Origin of the sequence: Persicobacter diffluens (genome assembly GCF_036244895.1) — a bacterium.
GTDB lineage: Bacteria > Bacteroidota > Bacteroidia > Cytophagales > Cyclobacteriaceae > Persicobacter > Persicobacter diffluens.
The window spans coordinates 2,394,726-2,415,227 of sequence record NZ_BQKE01000001.1; the positions used below are offsets into that span (position 1 = coordinate 2,394,726).

The window sequence follows — 20,502 nt, forward strand, 5'->3', positions numbered from 1 at the left end:
AAAAAAAGGAAAAACTCCGTCATTTTACCGTATTGCCGTTAATCGGGATAAAAGCATGAATAATACGGATTGAGGGGAACCTTAAAAGATTTATGGATTAGTTAAAAGAATTTCCATCTGCCTCGGTCGCTTGTTTTTCCTTCAGCATCGAAAGGGTAAAACCTCCCAAAAGCAAAATAATCAAAACCATAACGCCCCAAAGCCAGTAGTCAGACAGCCCATTTGATTTTTCATCAGGGGGTTGGGAAGTCAACTTTTCTTCCTCCCCTAAATTCAGCGCGATGACTTCTTTAGGAATATTAGCGGAAAAGCGATGAATATCGTATCGTGGAAATAAGGCCTTTTTATTTCCATAATAAAGGAAATAATCTGCCTCTTCAATAAATCGAGCCAGAAGAATATAAGCTGGTCCTTCTAAGGAAACTTGACCAACTGAAAGTGGGGCATTGTCCTCATTTTCGATATGAATTTTAACTTTTTTCGCCCGCACCGATTCAAAATCGAATTCATTTTTCCGAACAGAAGTCAGTACCCCATTATAAACAGGCCTAAAATTCCATCGCCATCCTTTAGCGGTCTTAAAACTATCGCTGGCACACATTACCACAAACTTTCGGTAATAATCATATTCAGAATGGACAGGAATTTCCAGCTTACTTACAGGCAATTCCCCTGCTAAATTCAATCGGATAACCGTCTTTTTCCCCTCCGTTTCTACCTCTTGCGTTAAAAAAGAGTATTTTCTATAAGTTCCCGGGTCAAATTTCGCTTGCCATAATCTGGCTTTTTGAAATAATGGATCTGTAGCACTCTTAATGGCTACTCGATAGTAAGTAAATTCAGATTCCGGAAAATTTAACCGGGAAAATTTAAAATCAGCAGCATCATTATGAAGAGATAAAATCCTATAATCAGCAAGTATTTCAAACCATTCTTGCTGATCGTAGCTACCAGCCAATTGTACTTTCCAATCAAAATTTTCCTGACCAAAATCAAGTTCAATCCTATTAAGACTTCTCCCTTCATTTAACTTAAAGGTATAAAAATAAACACCCTCCTTTTTAACCTGATTGATCAGCTTAAAGTCCACCATCAACTTACGACTTTGCCCCTCCAGCTTCTTTAAAATATAGGGTACCTCCAGCGTGTCTGCCGATGTCCTGCCCAGAATACGAAGATCTGAAAGGTCCCCATTGAGCTGGGAAAACATCTCATTGGGGATGGAAATCTTATGCCAAACATCCTTTACCTCTGATAATGGCCGTCGATAAGCATACTCATTATCTGCCTGAGCCTCCGTTATTATTGGGCTACCTATTAATAAAAGTAACCATAAAAACTTATTCATTACCTATCAGATTTTTATACTTATTATAGAGGAAAGATATCACCAAAAGCAATAGTCCGAGTGCCACCAGAGTGATGGTTTTGGAAATAGTGCTTAAATGGGCGATATCATAAAAGAATAATTTCAATAAAGTGCCTCCGAAAAGCACCATGGCGGCCCATCTCAAGTGTTGCTTCTTTTTCCAAATGCCCAATGCAATCAGCATTAATGAATAAGACCCCCAAAGTATGCTCAGCCCTAATTTCATGGCAGAGTCATCATTTTCAATCCACAATAATAACTCACTACTCAATACCCAAATAAGGGTAATATACAATAACAGGTCATAAGGAATACGAAGCATTTCTGCCCAATCACTTTGCTGTTTTTGTAAATAAAGCATATACATTCCGAAGGCCAATATCAGATAACTTAAATAACGGATGCCCAAATAATAGAAGTTCACCGCATAGTTACTATCAACATCAGGGAATCTCCAGGCCTCCGCCAATGCTGTCAACTCCTCCGTACCCGCCAAAATAAACAGACTCACAAAAAGAAATTGAAATATCAGGTTAACCTTTTCCAAGGACTTATTTTTCAATTTCCACAGATTCAAACCAATAAGCACCGAGGGAAAGGAAATGGAATAGTTGATCAGCCAGACCAGCCTGAACTTCAATAGATAAGCATCAAATACCGCCACCAAATCTCCCGTTTCCCGATCCGGTATCTTCAGCATGGAGTTAGAGTATTTTTGCACCCAATAATTGTTGACCTCCAGAAAGAAGGTGCCATACAAAACGAATAGAAAAATTGCAGGAATCGCTATCAGCCACCACTTGTTCCAAAATTCAGAAAGCTCGACGGGTTGCCTGCTCGTCTGATAAACATAGGTCATCCAACCAAAGGCCAGTGTAAATAACAGACTATTTAAAAATGCGGTATTGAATAAAAAAGGCACTGATTTCACCTGATCAAAAAGAGATAATGACGGGTAGTCATTCCCCCAATCATGCAGCAAACTAATTACGGCCAAAATAATCAAGGGAAAGGCTAATTTCGCATAAATCTCCACCGATTTAGTCCTCCCAATCCAAAATAGCAAAGCCGCTTCCCCTGACCATAAAAGGGTTACCCAATGCCCGTCCAGCTGAACAGGTATTGCAATAGTGATAAAAACCAACACCAAACCAGCTATGAGGTAAAATAGGTTACTGTCTGATAATTTTCGTTTATAAACACCATAACCTACACAAAAATGTAGCAGGGCATTGAGGAGGGTAAACAAACCAAGGAAATCATCCCCAATCGCATGTCCGGCTAAAATGTAATACCCAAAACTATAATAAAGGAAAGCATTCCCCAGAATTAAATATAAGTCAGCTCTGCCAAATTTTTCTTTTTGCAATAGCTTGTAGGAAATGCTGGTCAAATAAAACAGGGAAAAGAAAATCGTTAAAAAGACTAAAGCGGTGACAAAATACTCATTTGCGCTATAGCCAGAAAACATCCAAAAAGAATAGATTAGCCAGCTAAAGGAAAAGGCCGAATAATATAATGCTTTCCAATATTTTTTTACAGCCAGCACTAAAATCCCCATATTGATTAAACTAATATAGCCCAGGAAGACATTCGCATTTCCGGCTTTGTTACCCAATAAAAAAGGAACCGCATAAGCACCCACCATTCCCAATAGTGCGATAATTTGCTGATTAAAAACTAAGGCCGCAAAGACTGTAAATCCGGTAAAAACCACCATCAGGAAAAAAGTGAAGCCGAGTGGCATTAAGTCATAGAAACTGTGAGCGATATAAGAAATGAAATAAAAAATAGCCATTCCCCCACTTAGCAAGACGGCACTGTAGTTTTCGTATTTCGCTTTTAATTTAAACGAAAAACCCAACAAGCCAATCCCCATTAAATACCCCATAATAATTCGGGCCAATGGGCTAATCAAATCATGATCAATGGCATATTTCGCCCCAATCCCCACTCCCAGAACCAAAATAAAAATCCCGATCTTATTGATCAGATTTTCGCCGATGAACTTCTCCCAATTAAAGGAAAAGGCTTCGCCGGTCTTTTTAGCCAGCTTTGGGGAGGATGGCGCTTCGGCTTGTTTTGGAGAGAAAGCGGGCCCTGACTTGGGTTGTTCCTTAATCTCCAGCACCGCTTCATTCGCAGGAGAAACTTTTTCCTCAGATGCAGTAGCACCTGAGGAAGCCTCCATCTTTTGTGCCTGCTGCTCCAATAATTCCCGCTTGATAGCCATCAGCTCTCTTTGCTGTGCCTGGTACTGAGCCTGCAAACGATCCAGCCGCATTAATAAAGATTGATATTGATCCTGACCTTCTGCCATAAGTAGGTTGCCTTTTGAAAAAATACTGTAGCATACGAATTTTATTGCTACAACAAAGCTTTCAATTTATGGAAGGCATATGGAGAAAACAAACTATAGAAATGATATTCAGTATGATATTAAATTAAAAGTAGCTATAAAAACACAAAAATATCATCAGCAATCTCGCTTTGGGATTAGCATTAAGCCTGAATTTTGCATGCTAGAATCCCTGTTTTGCAGCTAGGCGGGGAAGAGGAAGGAGTAGTTTCCTATTTCGAGTTTTTCCCAACGAAACAGAGGAATGAGGAGAAAGCAAGCTTGCCCAAATTTGGGCTATTATAACTCAAAGAAAACAAGTTTCAAAGAACTGAAAATAAACCTCTTCCGATTGGTTTATAAATATAGTGGTGAATATTTCGGGTTAAGTAGCACAAAAGATAGCCTTTCAAAATAAAGCGCTAAATCAGCAAGCCGGAATTTGTCATGCACTTCTGCTGCTAACTTTTGCTATTCATCCGCCTCAAGTTCAATCCTGTTTACAGGCCATTCCTTTAATAGTTTTTCGACCTGATCTCTTTCTTTTTCCGGAATATTAACATTTCTTCTACGACGCCATCTTAGTTGGATAGAAAGTTGTAAAGGCCCGCCGAACCAGTATTTTTTCAATTGGATCGTCCTTATTTCCCTCCGGTGAATTCGATGTTTAGAGGAGGTCAAACTCCAGGCAGTGACCAATAATAAATGAATCAGAAACACCCCAAAATAGAAGTTTAAACTGGCAGCTTCAGGCTCATAGAAAATCCTGCCAATGAGAACAGACAGCCAAAGCACCGATACCGTCAGAAAAACCCTCCGTTGAGTAGCTTTACCATCTGAAATACAAATCAGGTCTTTCTCAAAAATAACGTCCCCCTTTTGCAATGGAATTTCTCGCGCCATCTTATCTGTATTATAAATTCAAATATTTATAAATATAATTATTTCAAACAAGGAAATAAGTGATCTTCCGGAATCCTGATCACCAGCAAACAAGAATATCCTGCAGCGGTCATTCATTGAAGGCTAATGCCCCGCCCGACCTCCTCTTTAGAAGCAGTGGGATTTTATTGAAAGAAATTCCGCTTAAAGAAAGGGGATTGAAAGAGAATCCTTAATTTCCCGCCTAATTTCAATTTTCATAACATTTCATAATGCCAAAACTCAAATCAAAGCCTACCCTCAAGGACTTCCAACAATACATCACAGAGATGGAAATCGAAAGAGGATTTGATCAGCAATCTGCACGGGACAAATGCCTGTTAATGGGAGAAGAAGTCGGGGAACTTTTTAAAGCGGTTCGCAAGGCGGAAGGATTGGCCATTGACCAACATTCCAAATTTGAAAATTTATCCGGGGAGCTGGCCGACATCTTCATTTATCTCTGCGCCATAGCCAACCGCTATGAAGTAAATCTGGAAGAGGCATTCCGACAGAAGGAAATCATCAACGAAAAAAGAGTTTGGAAGCAGGCAGAATAAGAGATTTCTGCCCTGTATAGATTCAGTTTCCAGCCTTTCATCAAAATATGGTTGGATTTTGAATCATGCGGCTTAAAAATTGTGTTAAATTTCCGCCAATTGCTTTTCAAAACAAAGGCTGTCTTCCACCATGGCATATGGCCCATAATTGGGAATCCTTTGATATTGTTGCTTCTGATACAAACCAATCGCTTCCGGTTGCTGAATGCCAGTTTCCAGTACGCAACTTTGCATACCGAGCTCTTTGGCCCATTGCTCCAACTCCTTCAATATGGCGGAAGCCACTCCCTTTTCCCGGCACGCTTCCAGCGTAAACATGCGCTTGATTTCCATTTTCCCGGGACTAAAAGATTTCATGGCCCCACAACCCACCGGCTTACCCTCCAAAAACGCAACTACCACGCAAGGAATGGCATCCACCTTATTGAATTGCGCATAGAAAGCATTATCCTCTCCATTACGAATGGCGAGATCCTGATCTAAATTTTGTACCAGCTGAAGAAAATCTGGGTGAGAGGAGTTGGTTCTAAGTAGGCTAAGCATGATGTTATTGATTTTTGCACCCTAAAAATAAAGATCTTGCCTAAAAAATGAGGCTAAAAAGGAGCATTATTTTACTGATGGGCGAGGGTGGGCTTTCACTGCACCCCCGGCCAGGGATGAAGGCAGCGGCGAAGCCGGTTGTTGGAGCTCCTTTTGGGGGAAGCAATCCGTTGATGAATCTCAATCTTCCCCCAAAAGAGCGACTGCCGACAGCCCGGTCAGGCGTTAGCCTGGGGCCGCCAAAAAATAAAAAACACCCTGTTTTTCATGATTACCATTGAAGAAAAGCTTGAGCCGGAATATTCACCATTAGCCTTAAAAATTCGCTTTAAGGAGCTAGACTTCAGCTTATTTTGGTCGATTTAGAGGTGACTGAATGACCCAAATTCGGGTGAACTTGCGTTCTCTTCCTTCGTCTGCCTGATTGAGAAAAATGGCAATAGGAAAACGCCGTCCTTTTTCCGAATGGCAGCCAAGCGAGAATATAAATATGAATATCCAGCTGATGGGCCGTTGCCCTTCGCCTCATAAGTGAGCCGCGTCAGCCCGATTGAGGGCAGCCTCAGGAGAAAAGTCTCCTACAGCCCATCCACTGAAAAACCCTTGGGATATTCCACTTCGAAGCCCAATTGAATGGTTTTTTGGGCTCCGGGAGCAAGCTCAAATTCCCATGACAATTTCCCCGAAAACGCATCCTGCACCGCTCCGCTTAATTCGGTGGGCTTCACCACAATTTTACCATTCTGACTCACGGGCAGTTGATCTTCGACGGCTACTTTTGCGGTGTTTTGACCATTATTCCGAACCTCAATTTGATAAAGCCGACTCTCCCGAACTTTGCCTCCCAATACCCTTTTGCTTTTGTTTTGCTTCAGTTCTTTACGGCTACATTGAATTTGCGGACTAACCCCAAGGGAGATGACGAGCGTATCCGAAACAGCAGGATCAATATAGCCCTGCCCCACATAACGGCCACTAAAATAATTCTGCGAGGGACCTTTTAACAAGGGATGATCTCCCCAATCAGAGAGGGTGGCGATTAGAAAAGCACTGGTATTTTCCTTTGGCACGACCTTGAATTGATAATCCGCTTGAAGTTCGTATTGCGCCAGCTCTACATAGCCATTCATTTTTTCAGATAGAATGGTGGTAGGTTTCTCAATGGAAAAATCGGTCTGAATCACGTTCGAAGTGGTTTTGGTGTATTGATGCATGGCCGGAGTTTCTTCAACCGCTACCTCAAAAATCTCATCCACCGCTTCTTCTTCAAAGGCCAAGTCAATGTCCAATTCCATCCTTTGGGTAGCAGCCCCACGCACCATGATTTTTGGAGGCTGGTTTTCCCTCAGATACCAGGGATTTAATGTGGCCAGCTGCTGATTACTATTGGCATTCCCGGTTACTAATGTCAGAGGCACCTGTTTCCAATCGGCTCCGGTACTCTGAAAAATCTCTGCCTTGTGCACCAGTTGAACGGGACTTTGGATATCTTTTATCCGCAGGTCATACTGTGTTTCCCATTCTGCCGCATAAACCCGGTAATTGAGGTCGAAAGTAGCTTTGACCGGCTGAAAAGCTTCCAGGTTGACGATCACCGCCCCTCTTGTAATATTATAACTTCCTTTGTTATTTCTTCTCAAAAAATCCTGAAAAACTGCTTTTGCCCTGCTTTGCGCATGCCGGGTCTTATTTATTGCCCGAAACAAGTCTGCATCCTTTTGGGCGTAATATTGTAATAGCTGCTTGATTTCCTCCGTAGAACGATGCTCATTTCCGGCCTGCTGACTATTTTGCCTTAGGATCTCTTGTTGCTTCTTCAGGGATTCCAGCTCAAACTCAAGCTCCTTCATCTGATCCTTAAGCAGGAATAAAGAATCCGTATAATTTTGTTGTTGCAGTCGGATTTTGTCGGTCTTATAATCGGAGTCAAAACGGACCCCTTTGATCAACACCTGCCCACTGGAAGCCAACTGAATGCTCGCTTCCTCCACTCCCTGACTGATGCCGGTAAAAATGATTTCATGCTCGCCCTTGCTTAAACTTTTGACGGCCTTTCGATGAATGGTAGCACCGGATTCAAACAAGTCTACTTTGGAGATTTCGGAGGAGATTTCCTGTGCAAGGAGGGGTGTCGAGAATAATAGGAATAATAAGAGGTTGCATAGATACTTCATCGCTTTGGAGTTTAGGAATGAAACATACCGACCTGCCTACTCCCGTCATCAGCCCTCACCAAATGGTCAGTATACTTGAAAAAATCACAAAAATTATTCCAAAACAAAAAATACGCTTGAGGTTGGGGGATAGGTGAGCTTTTTGCGACAACATTACAAAACTCTATTGCTCTACCCATTTACTATCTCCGCACAAAAAATTGGTCGAAATGAAATAGGCAAAAACATATGCCACCATCACCAGAGGACAATACAGATAGATCAAATTCCGATCATGAAAACTAAATAACCCTACATCATCATTCAGAATTGAGGGCAAAACTAGATTTAAGCCACCATAAACTATTGAAAGATATAATAATGAAGGCCACAATAGCTTAAGCCTAAATATCCAGTGATTGAAAATAAAAACAAACAAAGGAAAACCAACCATCATTATCAGCAGGTCAAAAATCAACGAGTCGAAATAACCTTCTACGATAATTGGGAAATACTGTGGCCAAATCCTTACAACAATTAAACTAATAAGCATTAAGAACAAAATCACCGAATGACTTACCACTATCTTTATCCTAAGGCTTTTTACTTTCATAATTAAATAAACTTCATTCGACACCCTATTAAAGTTTATAAAATTTAATCCTTATTATTATATCACCCCATACATTTCTAATAAAACCTTAAATAATAAACCACATACAATAGAAGAAAAAGCAATGACTAAAACTAATATAAATAATTTTAAATTATTCCTTTTACGATCTCTCACACTTTCATTTTTAAGTAGGTTTTTACCCACAGATTTAAACATATCACTCCTGATATATCTGAAATAGTTCTTCACCGGAAAAAGTATTATAACTGGCAAGATCCAATATTCTAATAGATCTTCGCTAAAAAGTGAAATAAATTTCTCTCCAAATAATATTTTAAGAAAAAAGAAAAAATCATACACTATAAAAACTTGTAATAATGATAGAATTAAAATACCTGAATACTCTGGTTCTTTATCTTTATTATTTATATAAAACTGACAAATTCTAAAATAACAATAATCAAACACATTCATAGATTTTCATTTTATTGAAAAAAACGATTAGTATAATTTGGATTCAAAGATTAACCTTGGATAGATTGACCTATTACCTTTCCACCACTCATGGCAGCAAGTTGCCAAGACCAGTAAGAATTAAAGACCGATCATATTCATTTTTTATAGCATTTCGCTTTGTTAATAATCCCCTCCACCGAAGTCCCCACCACCAAAATCTCCTCCTCCAATATCCCCTCCAAAGTCACTACTACCAAAATCAAAAGTTGAGTCAAATAAATCAAATGAAGAATCAAAATAGTCCATTGTTTCTAAGAATGAATAAAACATAAGCTCAACCATACCTTCATGATCCCCAAAAGCCCCCTCAGAGAAACTCACATCTGTCTTTCCAAGATCATTGAATATTGGCCTCAGTTGATCAATCAGTTGATCATTAAAACAATCAAGCAGGATAACGTTGGACCCAAGCGTGCTTAGAATTTCCTTTGCCCGTTCTGTATTATTCTGGGCAAACTTTGGTAAGGATTCGTCTGCTTCATTTAAAATACGCTTAAATTTTCTTCTCAGCTTAGCACCCTTATTGCTTACGAAGAAAAGATTCAGATACTTCAAACCGAGAGATGTTGTAAAGTAACCTTGTTCTTTAAGCTGTGGGTATACTTTTCTTGACTTGAAACCAAAACCCTCTCCGGAGTCGGTATATACTTTTTTGGCCAGAATTTTTACTTGGTATTCATAGTCATCCTCTAAAAAAGGCGCTACAAAAGGGTGTTGATGATAAGAATGAATATAATTTGTAAATAGTTCTCCACGTGAGACAAAGGTATAAAAGCGTTCTCTTGTTTGTCGTGGATGGGGTAATCGCCAATCTTTATATACTTTGAGAATTCCACGATAGACCAGATCTAAAAAGCTATATTTAATCAACTCTGTACCAGTTGTCAGAAATGGCCTTGTTAGCATTAATGTTTGTGCGGGTGTAAAGTCTCTCAGTTCCATTGTTGTTTGTGAAGATAACATTCCTACATCACTCAGTAAACAATAGCCAACAGAACAGAGGATGAGGCTGATATCCACCAAGCAATAAACATATTGTCATTAAGCCTAGCAATCAAACTGGACTGCTAAAGGCAACTAACAAAATACAAAACAAACACACAATAATCCTAACTCAACCACTCAATCTATCACTGTTGGCACAGCCTATTGCGACACCCTAATTCTACCCACCCTCTTCAAAAAAGTTATTCATGATAAATGAAGCTAATGCTCGAAAGATTTGAGGGTATAGACGGAGTCTAAGGACGGAAAAACCCATTCAAAAAAAACACCGACCTCACAGCCGGTGTTTTGCATTACCTTAAAACGACCAAAGGCCGCCAAACTTAATCATCCAATTTCAATACGGCCATAAAGGCTTCCTGTGGAATTTCCACATTACCTACCTGACGCATACGTTTCTTACCTTTCTTCTGCTTCTCCAAAAGTTTACGCTTACGGGAAATATCACCACCGTAACATTTCGCGATTACGTTTTTACGCAGTGCTTTTACGGTCTCACGAGCGATAATCTTGGTACCAATTGCGGCCTGAATGGCCACCTCGAATTGCTGACGCGGTAATAACTCACGTAACTTTTCACATAGTCGCTTACCCCACTCATAGGCTTTGTCACGGTGAACGACAGCAGAAAGCGCATCCACTCCTTCGCCATTCAACATGATGTCCAGCTTCACCAATTTAGACTTACGGAATCCGATCAATTCGTAATCCAGTGAAGCATAACCCTTGGAGATGGTTTTCAACTTATCGAAGAAATCAAATACGATCTCGGCCAATGGAATTTCAAAGATCAATTCCACCCGATCCGTCGTCAGATAAGTTTGCGACAATAAGGTACCACGCTTATCCATACACAAACCGATCACCGGACCGATAAACTCGGACTTGGTAATGATCTGTGCCTTGATAAATGGCTCCTCCATAGTGTCAATAAAGTTCGGCTCCGGCATTTCAGAAGGCGCATTGATCGCCACCGTCTGACCATCAGTAGTGGTGCAACGGAACTGTACGGAAGGAACAGTGGTAATCACCGTCATGTCGAATTCACGCTCCAAACGTTCCTGTACGATCTCCAGGTGCAACATGCCCAGGAATCCACAACGGAATCCAAAACCCAGTGCAGCAGAAGTCTCCGGTTCCCAAACTAAGGAAGCATCATTCAGCTGCAATTTCTCCATAGAGGATCGTAGTTCTTCAAACTCCGTAGTATCCACCGGGTATATACCGGCAAAGACCATCGGTTTTACATCCTCAAAACCTTTTACGATTTCTGTGGTCGGGTTTTCCACATGCGTGATCGTATCCCCCACTTTTACCTCACGGGCGTCTTTAATACCAGAGATCAGGTAACCTACATCTCCCACCCCAATTTCTTTCTGAGGATCCTGCTCCAGGCGCAAAATTCCGATTTCATCAGCATTATACTGGCGTCCGGTAGCACAGAATTTTACTTTATCTCCCTTGCGGATCATACCGTCATACACCCGGAAGATTACCTCCACCCCACGGAATGGGTTAAACTGCGAATCAAAGATCATCGCACGTAAAGGTTTCTTCGGATCTCCGCTTGGGGCAGGAATACGATCCACAATCGCTTCCAAAATCTCCGGAACCCCTTGTCCGGTTTTTCCTGATGCCGTCAGGATCTCATCATAGTCTACTCCGCAAAGCTCCACGACCTCATCTGAGACCGCCTCTGGATCCGCTGATGGCAAATCAATCTTATTCAGGATTGGAATGATTTTCAAATCATGCTCCATCGCTAAATAAAGGTTGGAGATGGTCTGCGCCTCAACTCCCTGAGAAGCGTCGACAATCAACAATGCACCTTCACAAGCCGCGATGGAACGGGAAACCTCGTAAGAGAAATCCACGTGGCCGGGAGTATCAATCAAATTCAGGGTGTATTTCTGTCCGTCTTTCTCATAGTCCATCTGGATAGCATGAGACTTAATCGTGATCCCGCGCTCGCGCTCAAGATCCATATCATCCAGCACCTGACTCTGCATTTCCCGATCGCCCACTGTGGAAGTTTCCTGCAGCAGTCGGTCCGCTAAAGTACTCTTACCGTGGTCGATATGCGCAATGATGCAAAAATTTCTAATATGATCCATTGAAGATTATTTGTTTCAATTATGGTGATATCCCCGGGAATTATTCACACCCCTAGGCATAAGTACGCAAATATACGAAAATTAAAGCGATTGGAAGCAAGCCAGAAAAAAATTGATGGGATTAGAAAACGATTGAAAAGGGAAAATTACGGTTTTTTTTAAAGGAGATTTTGGTGAATTACCATATGACGGGAACAAAAAGCCCTGCATAAAGCGTTTTCCTCAAAAAAGCAGTATGGAAATAGGGAATATCACAAAACATGATCGTGGTCAGTTTAACAAACCACCCTCATTAGCTTCCACTATTCAATAAATGATCTAAATTTGTATTGAAAAAAAGAAAAATAGGTTCGAGAGTCCATTCAAGGCGCTTAGCACCTAACTATAACATCAAGGATTAGCCTTTTTTCAAGAAGTTGATCCCTCACCAATTCAAAACATAAATACATGAAAATTGCATTCTATTCTTACAAATCTTACGATAAAGAATGGTTTAATCGCTGTAACGAAGACTTTGGCTACGAATTCAAATATTTCCGTGTTCAGCTAGACGAGGAAACAGTGGATTACTCCAAAGGGTGTGATGCTGTTTGTGTTTTTGTAAATGACAAACTTAACCGGGAAATCATTGAAAAACTGGCAGCCAACGGCATCAAATTGATCGCCCTTCGATGTGCCGGTTTCAACAATGTAGATTTGGAAGCTGCTCAGGAATTTGGCATTGACGTTCGTCGTGTTCCCGCTTACTCTCCGGAGGCGGTTGCTGAGCACGCTGTTGCTTTGATTCTAACTTTGAACCGTAAGATCCACCGTGCCTATAATCGTGTTCGTGACGGCAACTTCTCTTTGTCTCGCTTAACAGGCTTTAACTTGCATGGAAAGACCGTGGGCGTGGTAGGTACCGGTAAAATCGGGATGATCTTCGCCAATATCATGAAAGGATTTGGCTGTGAAATTCTGATGTATGACAAATTCCCGAACAAAAAATTCGAGAAGGATGGGATGCGTTATGTAGACCTGACGGAGCTTTTGCAAAAGTCGGACATCGTCTCACTGCATACCCCACTGCTACCGGAAACTTCCCACATGATGAACCAGTATACTTTTGGTTTAATGAAGGAAGGCGCCATGTTGATTAACACTTCTCGTGGTGGACTGATCAACACGCAGGCCGCTATTGACGCCCTGAAGACTGGTCAGCTGGGATATTTAGCGATTGATGTATATGAGATGGAAGAAGGCTTGTTCTTCCACAATCACTCGGAGAAAATCATTACGGATGATACCATTTCCCGATTGTTGGCCTTCCCTAACGTATTGATCACTTCGCACCAGGCTTTCTTTACGGTAGAGGCCCTGAACCAAATCTCTCTGGTTACCTTGACGAACATTAAAGAACATCAGGAAGGTGTGATCAGCCCCAATCAGGTGAAAATCTAAGCCTGGTGTCGGGCTTACGGTCAAACAGACCATGAAAGTAAAAAATGATCTGGAGGCACTTCAGATCATTTTTTGTTTCGTCCTCCTTCCACTTGTCTTCTCAAAAATTTGAAGCAGAATGATTAAAAGTCTTACCTATATCTTCGGATGCCTGTTATTGGGTGAAATCATCCAGACCTTCGGGCATCTTTCCATACCCGGCAGTATTATTGGTATGCTCTTGCTGACTGCAGCACTGCATTTTAAGATTTTATTGCTGGATGATGTAAAGCGATTCGCCACTATTTTGAATAAAAATATGGCCTTCCTATTCGTTCCTCCCGGGGTGGCACTGATTCAGTACATCTCCACCATTCAATCGCAACTTCTGGCCATTGTAGGATCCTGTGTCCTGAGTACCATCATCGTACTCATTGTTGTGGCTTTCACCATGCAAAAATTAGACAAAACCAATGGATGAGTTATACGCCGTATTAAATACTAAAATCTTCAGCATCACCTTTACCTGTTTGGTGTATCTGCTTTCCCAAAAACTGTATGCCAGGAGCAGGAATTTCTTTTTATTCCATCCGGTATTATTAAGCATCGCCGTATTGATCGCCTATCTGAAAATCTCCGGGGTTTCCTATGAAACCTATAAAGAAGGCGGCGATTATATCAGCTTTTTCCTGGGGCCAGCCGTAGTGGCACTGGGGGTCCCTTTATACTTGCAAATTGAAGAAATCCGTGCTCAGAAAGGACCAATTCTCATCTCCCTGATTATCGGATGTATCATCGGGATATTATCCGGTGTTTTCTTCGCTTTCCTTTTTGGAGGTACCAAGGAAGTGATTTTCTCTATCGCTCCTAAGTCGGTGACCACCCCAATCGCAATGGGAATTTCAGGAAGTATTGGAGGCATTCCATCCCTTACCGCTATTATTGTGGTACTTGTAGGGATTTTCGGTGGGATTGTCGGAGTTCCGATTTTAAAAGCCTTAAAAATCACCAACCCTAAAGCCATGGGCCTGGGCATGGGTGCTTGTGCGCATGGTGTTGGCACTGCAGCAGTATCAGAAGAGGGGCAGGTCCATGCAGCCTATGGAGGACTGGCGCTTGGATTATGTGGTGTGATCACGGCCATATTAACACCGCTTTTTATGAATGTGGTTTGGCCATTAATGGAAATGTGGAAATAGCAAAAAAATGCCCAATGGGTGAGATACCAATCTTACCCATTGGGAAAACTATATCCATGCGAGTTTTCAGATTATAGCTCGTATTCTACCAGGTTCATTTCCAGCTCACTCTCCTCAATAAAATCCTCTGCTTCCATCAGCATCTCCTCATCATCCGGGTCAGGATAGAACCAGTTGACCGTAATATTGTAATTTGAATCTTCCAGTGCTTTTAGATTAATAAATAAATCCAGTAACGCACGGGAAGAGGCCGTATTAAAATACGTCAGTTTAATATCTAAATTGAATTCCTCTCCACCCTCTTCAAAGAATACGGAAACCCACTTAAAAATATCTTCATAGAACTGATAGGGCTCTTCCAAATAGGATTCCCCTTCGATAGTACCCCTACGCTCCTCAGCACTTAATTTAATATTCGGGATAAAGAACTTTTCCCGACTGCCTTCAACAATAAAATCTTGCATGGTTATTTTATTTTTCAAGTTTCACAAAAATAGATAATAAGGATCTTCTGTCGTCAATATCCTCGACGTCAAAGGTGATCGGACCTTGCGCTTTTATGGCAACTTGTATGATCCCAATATTGCCAGAATTTGGGCGATTTTCATCTGCATGTAATAAATATGCCCTTTTCATCTTGCGCAAGCCCTCCTTGCCCAATTGATTGATCAACTCCCCCTTTTGCTCTACCTTGGAAAGATCTGCCTTGTTTACTTCATTGCAGGCCCAAATCTCCAAATGAGTCTCGGTTTCCTCCAATTTAAACAATCCTACTCCTGCCTCGGATTCCCGGTCACGAACAGCTGAATAATTTGAAATGTTTTGTACTAATTCCATATAGATGGAAAAAGCCCGCTTCCATAGGCTGGAATTATCCCCGAACTTCACCCTGAGATAGTTGCCTACCAAGCCAATGTTCCCCGAATTAAAGGGGCCGTAAACCTCTAATTTGGCAGGATATGACTGCCAAAATATGGTTCTTCGCTTTTGTTTGATTTGGTCGTAACGCATGGTATTATAGTTTTAATGCCAAAACAGTGATATCATCTCGCTGATCGGCATCCTTTTGATGCAGTGTGAGTGCTTCCGAAAGTCGCTCTTGCTGAGTGGCTAAGGGGAGCTCCTGTATCTCTTCTAATAATGCTTTGAATCTTCTTCTATTAAATTTCCTACGCTCCGGATTGGCCTGATCGATATAACCATCAGTAGGCAGGTAAACAATATCACCTTTATCCAGAACCACTTCTTTTTGTCCAAATTCCACTACTTTATGTGCGTAAATCCCACCGATGGATTTGCGTTCTCCCAGTACTTCATGAATTTCTCCCTGATGACGGAAATACACCACCTGCTTGGCCGCAACAAATGTAAGTTTTATCTTATTTTCACCTATTTCCTCGAATGAACAGACCGTCAGATCCATCCCATCTTTATTCCGACTCTCCTGTTGGTTGAAACGTTCCACTATATTGACATGTAAGCTTTCCACCATTTCATTAGGCTGCAGAGCATGCTCCTTTTCAATGATTTCATTCAGTCCGTTCATGCCGACCATGGACAAAAAAGCGCCGGGAACACCATGGCCTGTACAATCCACCACCGCCACCAATTTGCGGTGGTCCTGGTTTTTAGCCCAATAAAAATCTCCGGAAACGATGTCTCGGGGTTTATACATCAGGAACATTTCCTCAAACATTTCACCGATCAGCTTTTCATTGGGTAAAAAGGCCTGCTGCATGGTTTGCGCATACTGAATGGATTGCGTCACTTGCAGATTTTTCTCTTCCAGATCTTCCTTCGCCGCCGTAATTTCCTGATTGGCTTTCTCAATTTTCTGCTGCTGCACCTGCAAAATCTTGTTGTCCTTCCGCTTTCGGTTCACCGAAAAGATCAAGCCCATAATGCCCATCAGGAAAAAGAATATCACCACAATAAACAGGTTGCGTTGACTTTGTGTAGCGTCCAGCTCGGCCTGCTTTGCGCGTTCCTGTGACTCCAACAAGCGAATTTGCTCCTGTCGCTTTTCTTTTTCGATCTGCTGATTTCGCAATTCAATCTCCTGCAATTCCTTTTCCCGGGTCACCTTGTCCAGTTCACTGGCCTGCTTGATGGCTTCCAGCTCTCGTTCCACTATATTCCGTGCCTGCTGGGCACGCAAGCGTTCCAGCTCCTGGTTCTTTAATTCCACATCGCGGATTTCGGCCTCTTGCCGCAGAATACTTAATTCTTTCTCCTTCATGGCCAGCATGGTATTCCGTCGTCTGTCATCCTCCATCCTGCGATATCGCTGCGCGATTTTCTTCTTAATCTGATCCTCGTTTCGGGTCAAGACGTCCAAATCAAAAGCCGTCTCCTTATTATAGCGCTGGATCGCTTCGATTTCTTCATACTTTGATTTGGCTTCTTTGGAAGAATTGTATTTGCCATCGCGCTGATGAATCATTTCCAAAATGCGATAGCTCGTTCTTTGCAGATCCTTGAAATCCTCCCTTATTCCAATCTGTAAGGCCGCAGAAGCTTCCCGTAAGGCATCTACCGAATATCCGGAAACATAATAATTGGCGGCCAAATGATTCAAAGCATTGGCCTGCTCATATTCATTGTTTGTCCGCTCCGTTATTCGAAAAGCCTCTGTATAGTGCTCTCTGGCTTTATTGTAGGACTTCAAATTGGAATAGGCCACCCCCACATTAAGGTGGAAGCGGATTTCTTCTACCGGCGTTAATTCTTCCTGTCTGGCATTTAATAAGTCGGTCACTTCCGCAAAATAAGAGGCAGATTGCCGCATATTCCCCAACCGCTTTTCGATCACTCCAAGGTTATTTAAAATGGTGGCTTGCAGCTCTACTTCCCCTTTGGCTGCATAATCTTTTAAAAGCGATAAATAAGCTTTTAGGGCCTGATCATTGCGTTCCAGCTCAAAATCAATATTGGCAATTCTTAATCGGGTGGCCAATATTTTATCCTCTAGCTGCTTCCCCTGATAATAGACCAACAATTGACGATAAACCTCCTGAGATTTTCTGGGATCCTCCCTGCGGCACAACAATGCCAAATATTCTTTTGAAAAAGCTAAGCGTTCCTGATTTCCTACTTCTTCATATTTTTTCACTGCCATTTCCAGGTCAGCAATGGCCAGCGGAACCACTCCCCTACGGTCATAATATTTCGCCTTTAATAAATAAACATGCGCCTCCTTCTCCGGGTCAGCGATAACTTCCGCTGCCCGCAGTGCCGCCATATAATTTTCTAATACCAAATCCAGATGGTTTTCCCGGGAATGAATATCTGCGATAAACAAATAAATCTCATATTCCTGGGTTTCCAGGAACTCTTTTTGCGCAAGCTCCAGGGCCTGCTCTCCTAAAGCGTAAGCCAGAATAAAATCCTCATTATTGGCATATATTCTCCCCTCGGCCAGCATGACCTCTATATTGCGAGCGGTCATCAACTGAGTGGAATCCATCTCGGCTTTCTGCGCAACAGCATGGCCCCTCCACAGCAGTCCAAGGGTTAGTAAAAAAATCCTATATGTAATTATTAATCTCAAAATTATAACTTCAAATTAAGCCCGATCATAAATTGCGCCCTTGTGGGGTCTCCCATGGGGTAAAAAGCATCCTGAGTAGGTAGTAAATTTCTAACATTCACAAATACAGAGGAAAATTTATAGAATTGGTAAGTCAAGCCGAGTTGCCATTGATAATTAAAAGGGATTTCAAAGACATTGGCACCTGCCATCGCAGCGTCCTCGCTGGCGATCAAGGTATACTGATAAGCGGTATTATAAGTAAAAGTTGTATTTACCAAAACTCGATTATATAAAAACCTAAAGTAAGAGTTGAATCCCCCGACATAAGTTGGCATACTCAGTACCTTTTCCCCAGAAGCCACTCCTTTTTGGTAAGCACTCCATACATTTACATGAAAGCGGTTATTGGGCATAAACTCCAAGGATGCGGTAAGGGCATTAGTGGTCTCTGTCCCGGAAACATTTTCATATTTGATAATATAATCTGTACCCGCGGGGGAAGAGGTCACACTTAAGTCCGTTTGATCCGAAACCTTTGTCATGGCGCCATGCCATCGATTATCGGAAGCGGAAAAGCCATAGGCCAATGAGAGATAAAACATCTCATGGAAAGCATTGCGATAGCCGATTTTTACATTTCTCAACATTTGCGGTGCTAGCTCCTGATTCATTCCATAATGAACCAGATTCACATCTCCCGTACCATGGGCATCAGGATCATAGACCGGATTTAAAAAAATGGAATGGAAATCTGTCAGGCCGTAAGGTGCCAATCGGTAACTGTTGGAAAGATTGGCCCATACATTACTATTTTTATCAATGTCAAATTTTGTCTGCAGTTCAATTGCGGGCAAAAAATGGGCACGTCCATTTTGGGAATAATCCAGCCGCATTCCATAATTGAAAGACCAGCGATTCAGCTTAAAATTATTCTTGGCATACAGCCCGTACATTTGCCTTAAGTAATAAGGATAAATGGTCTGACTTTTATATTCCTGCAAAAGGGCATTATGGGGTAAGGTCAAATATTTTGAAAATTCTGCTTCTGTAGAAGATTTTATCCCTTCCCGCTGGAGGTGTAAACCTATGATTCCTTCCCCTCTAAAAAATTTCGTCAGGTATTCTAACCGTCCATTTAAATAATCAACATCCTGCTGACCACCAATCATTCCACCGGTCTGGCTATCTCCTGATTGATAGGAAAGCTGGTATCGAAACTTATCCCAAAGGCCATTCAAATTTAAATAATGGGTTTTGGAGTCCGTATAACTTAAGGCTAAGTTGGAGGGAGACTGGTATAAATCCTGAAACTGTGATCTCACATAGGAATAATCCAGGGCAATTTCGCGATTTTCAGAAATTACCATATTGGTACCCAAATCAAAAACATGTCGATTTTTCGCAATGAAAGGATAAGGGTTGGTATAATAGGCATTAGGCTCATAGAATAACAATTCCTGATTTGACCGGAAGCCCCCCTGAGATTTCACATAACTCTCCTCCACGACACGCTCTATATAGGTATGGTTATATCCACTTTTAAAATATAGGCGATCGTTGATTCCCCATTCTGCATTCAGCCGGGTATCTACCGTATTAGGCGCCCCTGCCTGCACAGATCCATTAAAGTGAAGCTTATTGGTTCCCGGCTTTTTGGTGATAATTTGAATAATCCCCTTCATAGCGCCGTCACCATAGGTAACTGCGGAGGCATTCAGCACCACCTCAATGCGCTGGACCTGATTCAGATTAACCGGGATTTCCTCCCATCGTGGCCGGTTATATACCCGATCCATCATCGGCATTCCATCTCTTAACAAAAGATATCCCTGACCACCAATATCCCCCAAACTTTGAGCAGCATTTTGTCCTTGCTGCCCCACCATCATTACATCGTAAGTACCATTTAATTTGGGACGAACAATCAGTCCCGGAATCATTTTCAAACCTTCTTCCAGGGTCAGCATTCCGTGATCTACCAGCTTAGCTGCAGACACCACATAGGCTTCCACAGGCACATCACTGGTCTCCTCCATTTTTCCGGTAGCAGAACTAATCAATGCCCTGGCGGAAACATCCACAGGCATGGTGAGGATATCACGTTCCACCTCGAAACGCAAAATATCATTCACCGCCTGCTGTGACCAAGCCGATTGGTGCGTCAGCCATAAGCAAGCCAACAAAGTGATAAAATATGGTTGATTATATAATTTCATT

Annotated in this window: 16 protein-coding genes; 4 read left to right on the plus strand and 12 right to left on the minus strand. The window is 41.8% G+C overall.

Annotated features, from left to right (window positions below; genetic code table 11):
- Nucleotides 1-97 precede the first annotated feature (97 nt).
- The 3 genes from AAA970_RS09675 to AAA970_RS09685 all read right to left on the minus strand — a co-directional run bounded on the left by AAA970_RS09675 (nt 98) and on the right by AAA970_RS09685 (nt 4,610).
- Nucleotides 98-1,348 carry a DUF3999 family protein gene (locus AAA970_RS09675; RefSeq protein ID WP_338236959.1) on the minus strand — a complete coding sequence of 417 codons (1,251 nt, stop codon included), beginning with the start codon at nt 1,346-1,348 and terminating at the stop codon, nt 98-100.
- Nucleotides 1,341-3,689, minus strand: a complete 2,349-nt coding sequence (locus tag AAA970_RS09680; RefSeq protein ID WP_338236960.1) for a DUF2339 domain-containing protein — start codon at nt 3,687-3,689, stop codon at nt 1,341-1,343. The genes AAA970_RS09675 and AAA970_RS09680 overlap by 8 nt, the downstream gene beginning before the upstream one ends.
- Before the next feature lie 489 nt (nt 3,690-4,178).
- Nucleotides 4,179-4,610 carry a hypothetical protein gene (locus tag AAA970_RS09685; RefSeq protein ID WP_338236961.1) on the minus strand — a complete coding sequence of 144 codons (432 nt, stop codon included), beginning with the start codon at nt 4,608-4,610 and terminating at the stop codon, nt 4,179-4,181.
- 251 nt (nt 4,611-4,861) lie between these two features.
- On the opposite strand from AAA970_RS09685, the gene AAA970_RS09690 reads away from it, so the two are divergent.
- Nucleotides 4,862-5,188, plus strand: a complete 327-nt coding sequence (locus tag AAA970_RS09690; RefSeq protein ID WP_060686711.1) for a MazG nucleotide pyrophosphohydrolase domain-containing protein — start codon at nt 4,862-4,864, stop codon at nt 5,186-5,188.
- A gap of 84 nt (nt 5,189-5,272) precedes the next feature.
- Here AAA970_RS09690 and AAA970_RS09695 read toward each other — a convergent pair whose 3' ends face one another.
- From AAA970_RS09695 to lepA, 5 genes are all read right to left on the minus strand, one after another.
- Entirely contained in the window at nt 5,273-5,731 is a 459-nt protein-coding gene (locus AAA970_RS09695) for a GNAT family N-acetyltransferase (protein WP_338236963.1), read from the minus strand.
- A 578-nt stretch (nt 5,732-6,309) separates the two neighbouring features.
- On the minus strand, nt 6,310-7,905 hold the full coding sequence (locus AAA970_RS09700; RefSeq protein ID WP_338236964.1) for a DUF4139 domain-containing protein: 1,596 nt from the start codon (nt 7,903-7,905) through the stop codon (nt 6,310-6,312).
- A gap of 649 nt (nt 7,906-8,554) precedes the next feature.
- On the minus strand, nt 8,555-8,974 hold the full coding sequence (locus AAA970_RS09705) for a hypothetical protein (protein ID WP_338236965.1): 420 nt from the start codon (nt 8,972-8,974) through the stop codon (nt 8,555-8,557).
- A gap of 162 nt (nt 8,975-9,136) precedes the next feature.
- Nucleotides 9,137-9,958, minus strand: coding sequence for a hypothetical protein (locus AAA970_RS09710; RefSeq protein WP_338236966.1), 822 nt, complete (start codon nt 9,956-9,958; stop codon nt 9,137-9,139).
- Between the two features lie 386 nt (nt 9,959-10,344).
- Nucleotides 10,345-12,135, minus strand: a complete 1,791-nt coding sequence (gene lepA / locus AAA970_RS09715; RefSeq protein WP_060686714.1) for a translation elongation factor 4 — start codon at nt 12,133-12,135, stop codon at nt 10,345-10,347.
- Between the two features lie 447 nt (nt 12,136-12,582).
- Here lepA and AAA970_RS09720 point away from each other — a divergent pair, with 447 nt between their 5' ends.
- From AAA970_RS09720 to AAA970_RS09730, 3 genes are all read left to right on the plus strand, one after another.
- Entirely contained in the window at nt 12,583-13,575 is a 993-nt protein-coding gene (locus AAA970_RS09720) for a 2-hydroxyacid dehydrogenase (protein ID WP_338236968.1), read from the plus strand.
- 118 nt (nt 13,576-13,693) lie between these two features.
- Complete coding sequence (locus AAA970_RS09725; RefSeq protein ID WP_053405426.1) at nt 13,694-14,035, plus strand: CidA/LrgA family protein; 342 nt, start codon at nt 13,694-13,696, stop codon at nt 14,033-14,035.
- Nucleotides 14,028-14,753 (plus strand): LrgB family protein, encoded by a 726-nt coding sequence (locus tag AAA970_RS09730; RefSeq protein WP_053405427.1) that lies wholly within the window; start codon nt 14,028-14,030, stop codon nt 14,751-14,753. Before AAA970_RS09725 ends, AAA970_RS09730 begins: the two co-directional genes overlap by 8 nt.
- Nucleotides 14,754-14,824: 71 nt before the next feature.
- On the opposite strand, the gene AAA970_RS09735 is transcribed toward AAA970_RS09730, so the two are convergent.
- From AAA970_RS09735 to AAA970_RS09750, 4 genes are all read right to left on the minus strand, one after another.
- On the minus strand, nt 14,825-15,217 hold the full coding sequence (locus AAA970_RS09735; protein WP_338236969.1) for a DUF1987 domain-containing protein: 393 nt from the start codon (nt 15,215-15,217) through the stop codon (nt 14,825-14,827).
- 7 nt (nt 15,218-15,224) lie between these two features.
- Nucleotides 15,225-15,764: a DUF6272 family protein gene (locus AAA970_RS09740; protein ID WP_053405428.1), complete on the minus strand. Its 540-nt coding sequence runs from the start codon at nt 15,762-15,764 to the stop codon at nt 15,225-15,227.
- A gap of 4 nt (nt 15,765-15,768) precedes the next feature.
- Nucleotides 15,769-18,219, minus strand: a complete 2,451-nt coding sequence (locus AAA970_RS09745) for a SpoIIE family protein phosphatase (RefSeq protein WP_338236970.1) — start codon at nt 18,217-18,219, stop codon at nt 15,769-15,771.
- A gap of 86 nt (nt 18,220-18,305) precedes the next feature.
- Nucleotides 18,306-20,501, minus strand: coding sequence for a TonB-dependent receptor (locus AAA970_RS09750; protein ID WP_338236971.1), 2,196 nt, complete (start codon nt 20,499-20,501; stop codon nt 18,306-18,308).
- Nucleotide 20,502: the final 1 nt, after the last annotated feature.

Excerpts from the sequence above, each read along its gene's own strand:
- AAA970_RS09675 (WP_338236959.1), bottom strand. The coding sequence starts at position 1,348 with ATGAATAAGTTTTTATGGTTACTTTTATTAATAGGTAGCCCAATAATA.
- AAA970_RS09680 (WP_338236960.1), bottom strand. The coding sequence starts at position 3,689 with ATGGCAGAAGGTCAGGATCAATATCAATCTTTATTAATGCGGCTGGAT.
- AAA970_RS09685 (WP_338236961.1), bottom strand. The coding sequence starts at position 4,610 with ATGGCGCGAGAAATTCCATTGCAAAAGGGGGACGTTATTTTTGAGAAA.
- AAA970_RS09690 (WP_060686711.1), top strand. The coding sequence starts at position 4,862 with ATGCCAAAACTCAAATCAAAGCCTACCCTCAAGGACTTCCAACAATAC.
- AAA970_RS09695 (WP_338236963.1), bottom strand. The coding sequence starts at position 5,731 with ATGCTTAGCCTACTTAGAACCAACTCCTCTCACCCAGATTTTCTTCAG.
- AAA970_RS09700 (WP_338236964.1), bottom strand. The coding sequence starts at position 7,905 with ATGAAGTATCTATGCAACCTCTTATTATTCCTATTATTCTCGACACCC.
- AAA970_RS09705 (WP_338236965.1), bottom strand. The coding sequence starts at position 8,974 with ATGAATGTGTTTGATTATTGTTATTTTAGAATTTGTCAGTTTTATATA.
- AAA970_RS09710 (WP_338236966.1), bottom strand. The coding sequence starts at position 9,958 with ATGGAACTGAGAGACTTTACACCCGCACAAACATTAATGCTAACAAGG.
- lepA (WP_060686714.1), bottom strand. The coding sequence starts at position 12,135 with ATGGATCATATTAGAAATTTTTGCATCATTGCGCATATCGACCACGGT.
- AAA970_RS09720 (WP_338236968.1), top strand. The coding sequence starts at position 12,583 with ATGAAAATTGCATTCTATTCTTACAAATCTTACGATAAAGAATGGTTT.
- AAA970_RS09725 (WP_053405426.1), top strand. The coding sequence starts at position 13,694 with ATGATTAAAAGTCTTACCTATATCTTCGGATGCCTGTTATTGGGTGAA.
- AAA970_RS09730 (WP_053405427.1), top strand. The coding sequence starts at position 14,028 with ATGGATGAGTTATACGCCGTATTAAATACTAAAATCTTCAGCATCACC.
- AAA970_RS09735 (WP_338236969.1), bottom strand. The coding sequence starts at position 15,217 with ATGCAAGATTTTATTGTTGAAGGCAGTCGGGAAAAGTTCTTTATCCCG.
- AAA970_RS09740 (WP_053405428.1), bottom strand. The coding sequence starts at position 15,764 with ATGCGTTACGACCAAATCAAACAAAAGCGAAGAACCATATTTTGGCAG.
- AAA970_RS09745 (WP_338236970.1), bottom strand. The coding sequence starts at position 18,219 with ATGGATTCCACTCAGTTGATGACCGCTCGCAATATAGAGGTCATGCTG.
- AAA970_RS09750 (WP_338236971.1), bottom strand. The coding sequence starts at position 20,501 with ATGAAATTATATAATCAACCATATTTTATCACTTTGTTGGCTTGCTTA.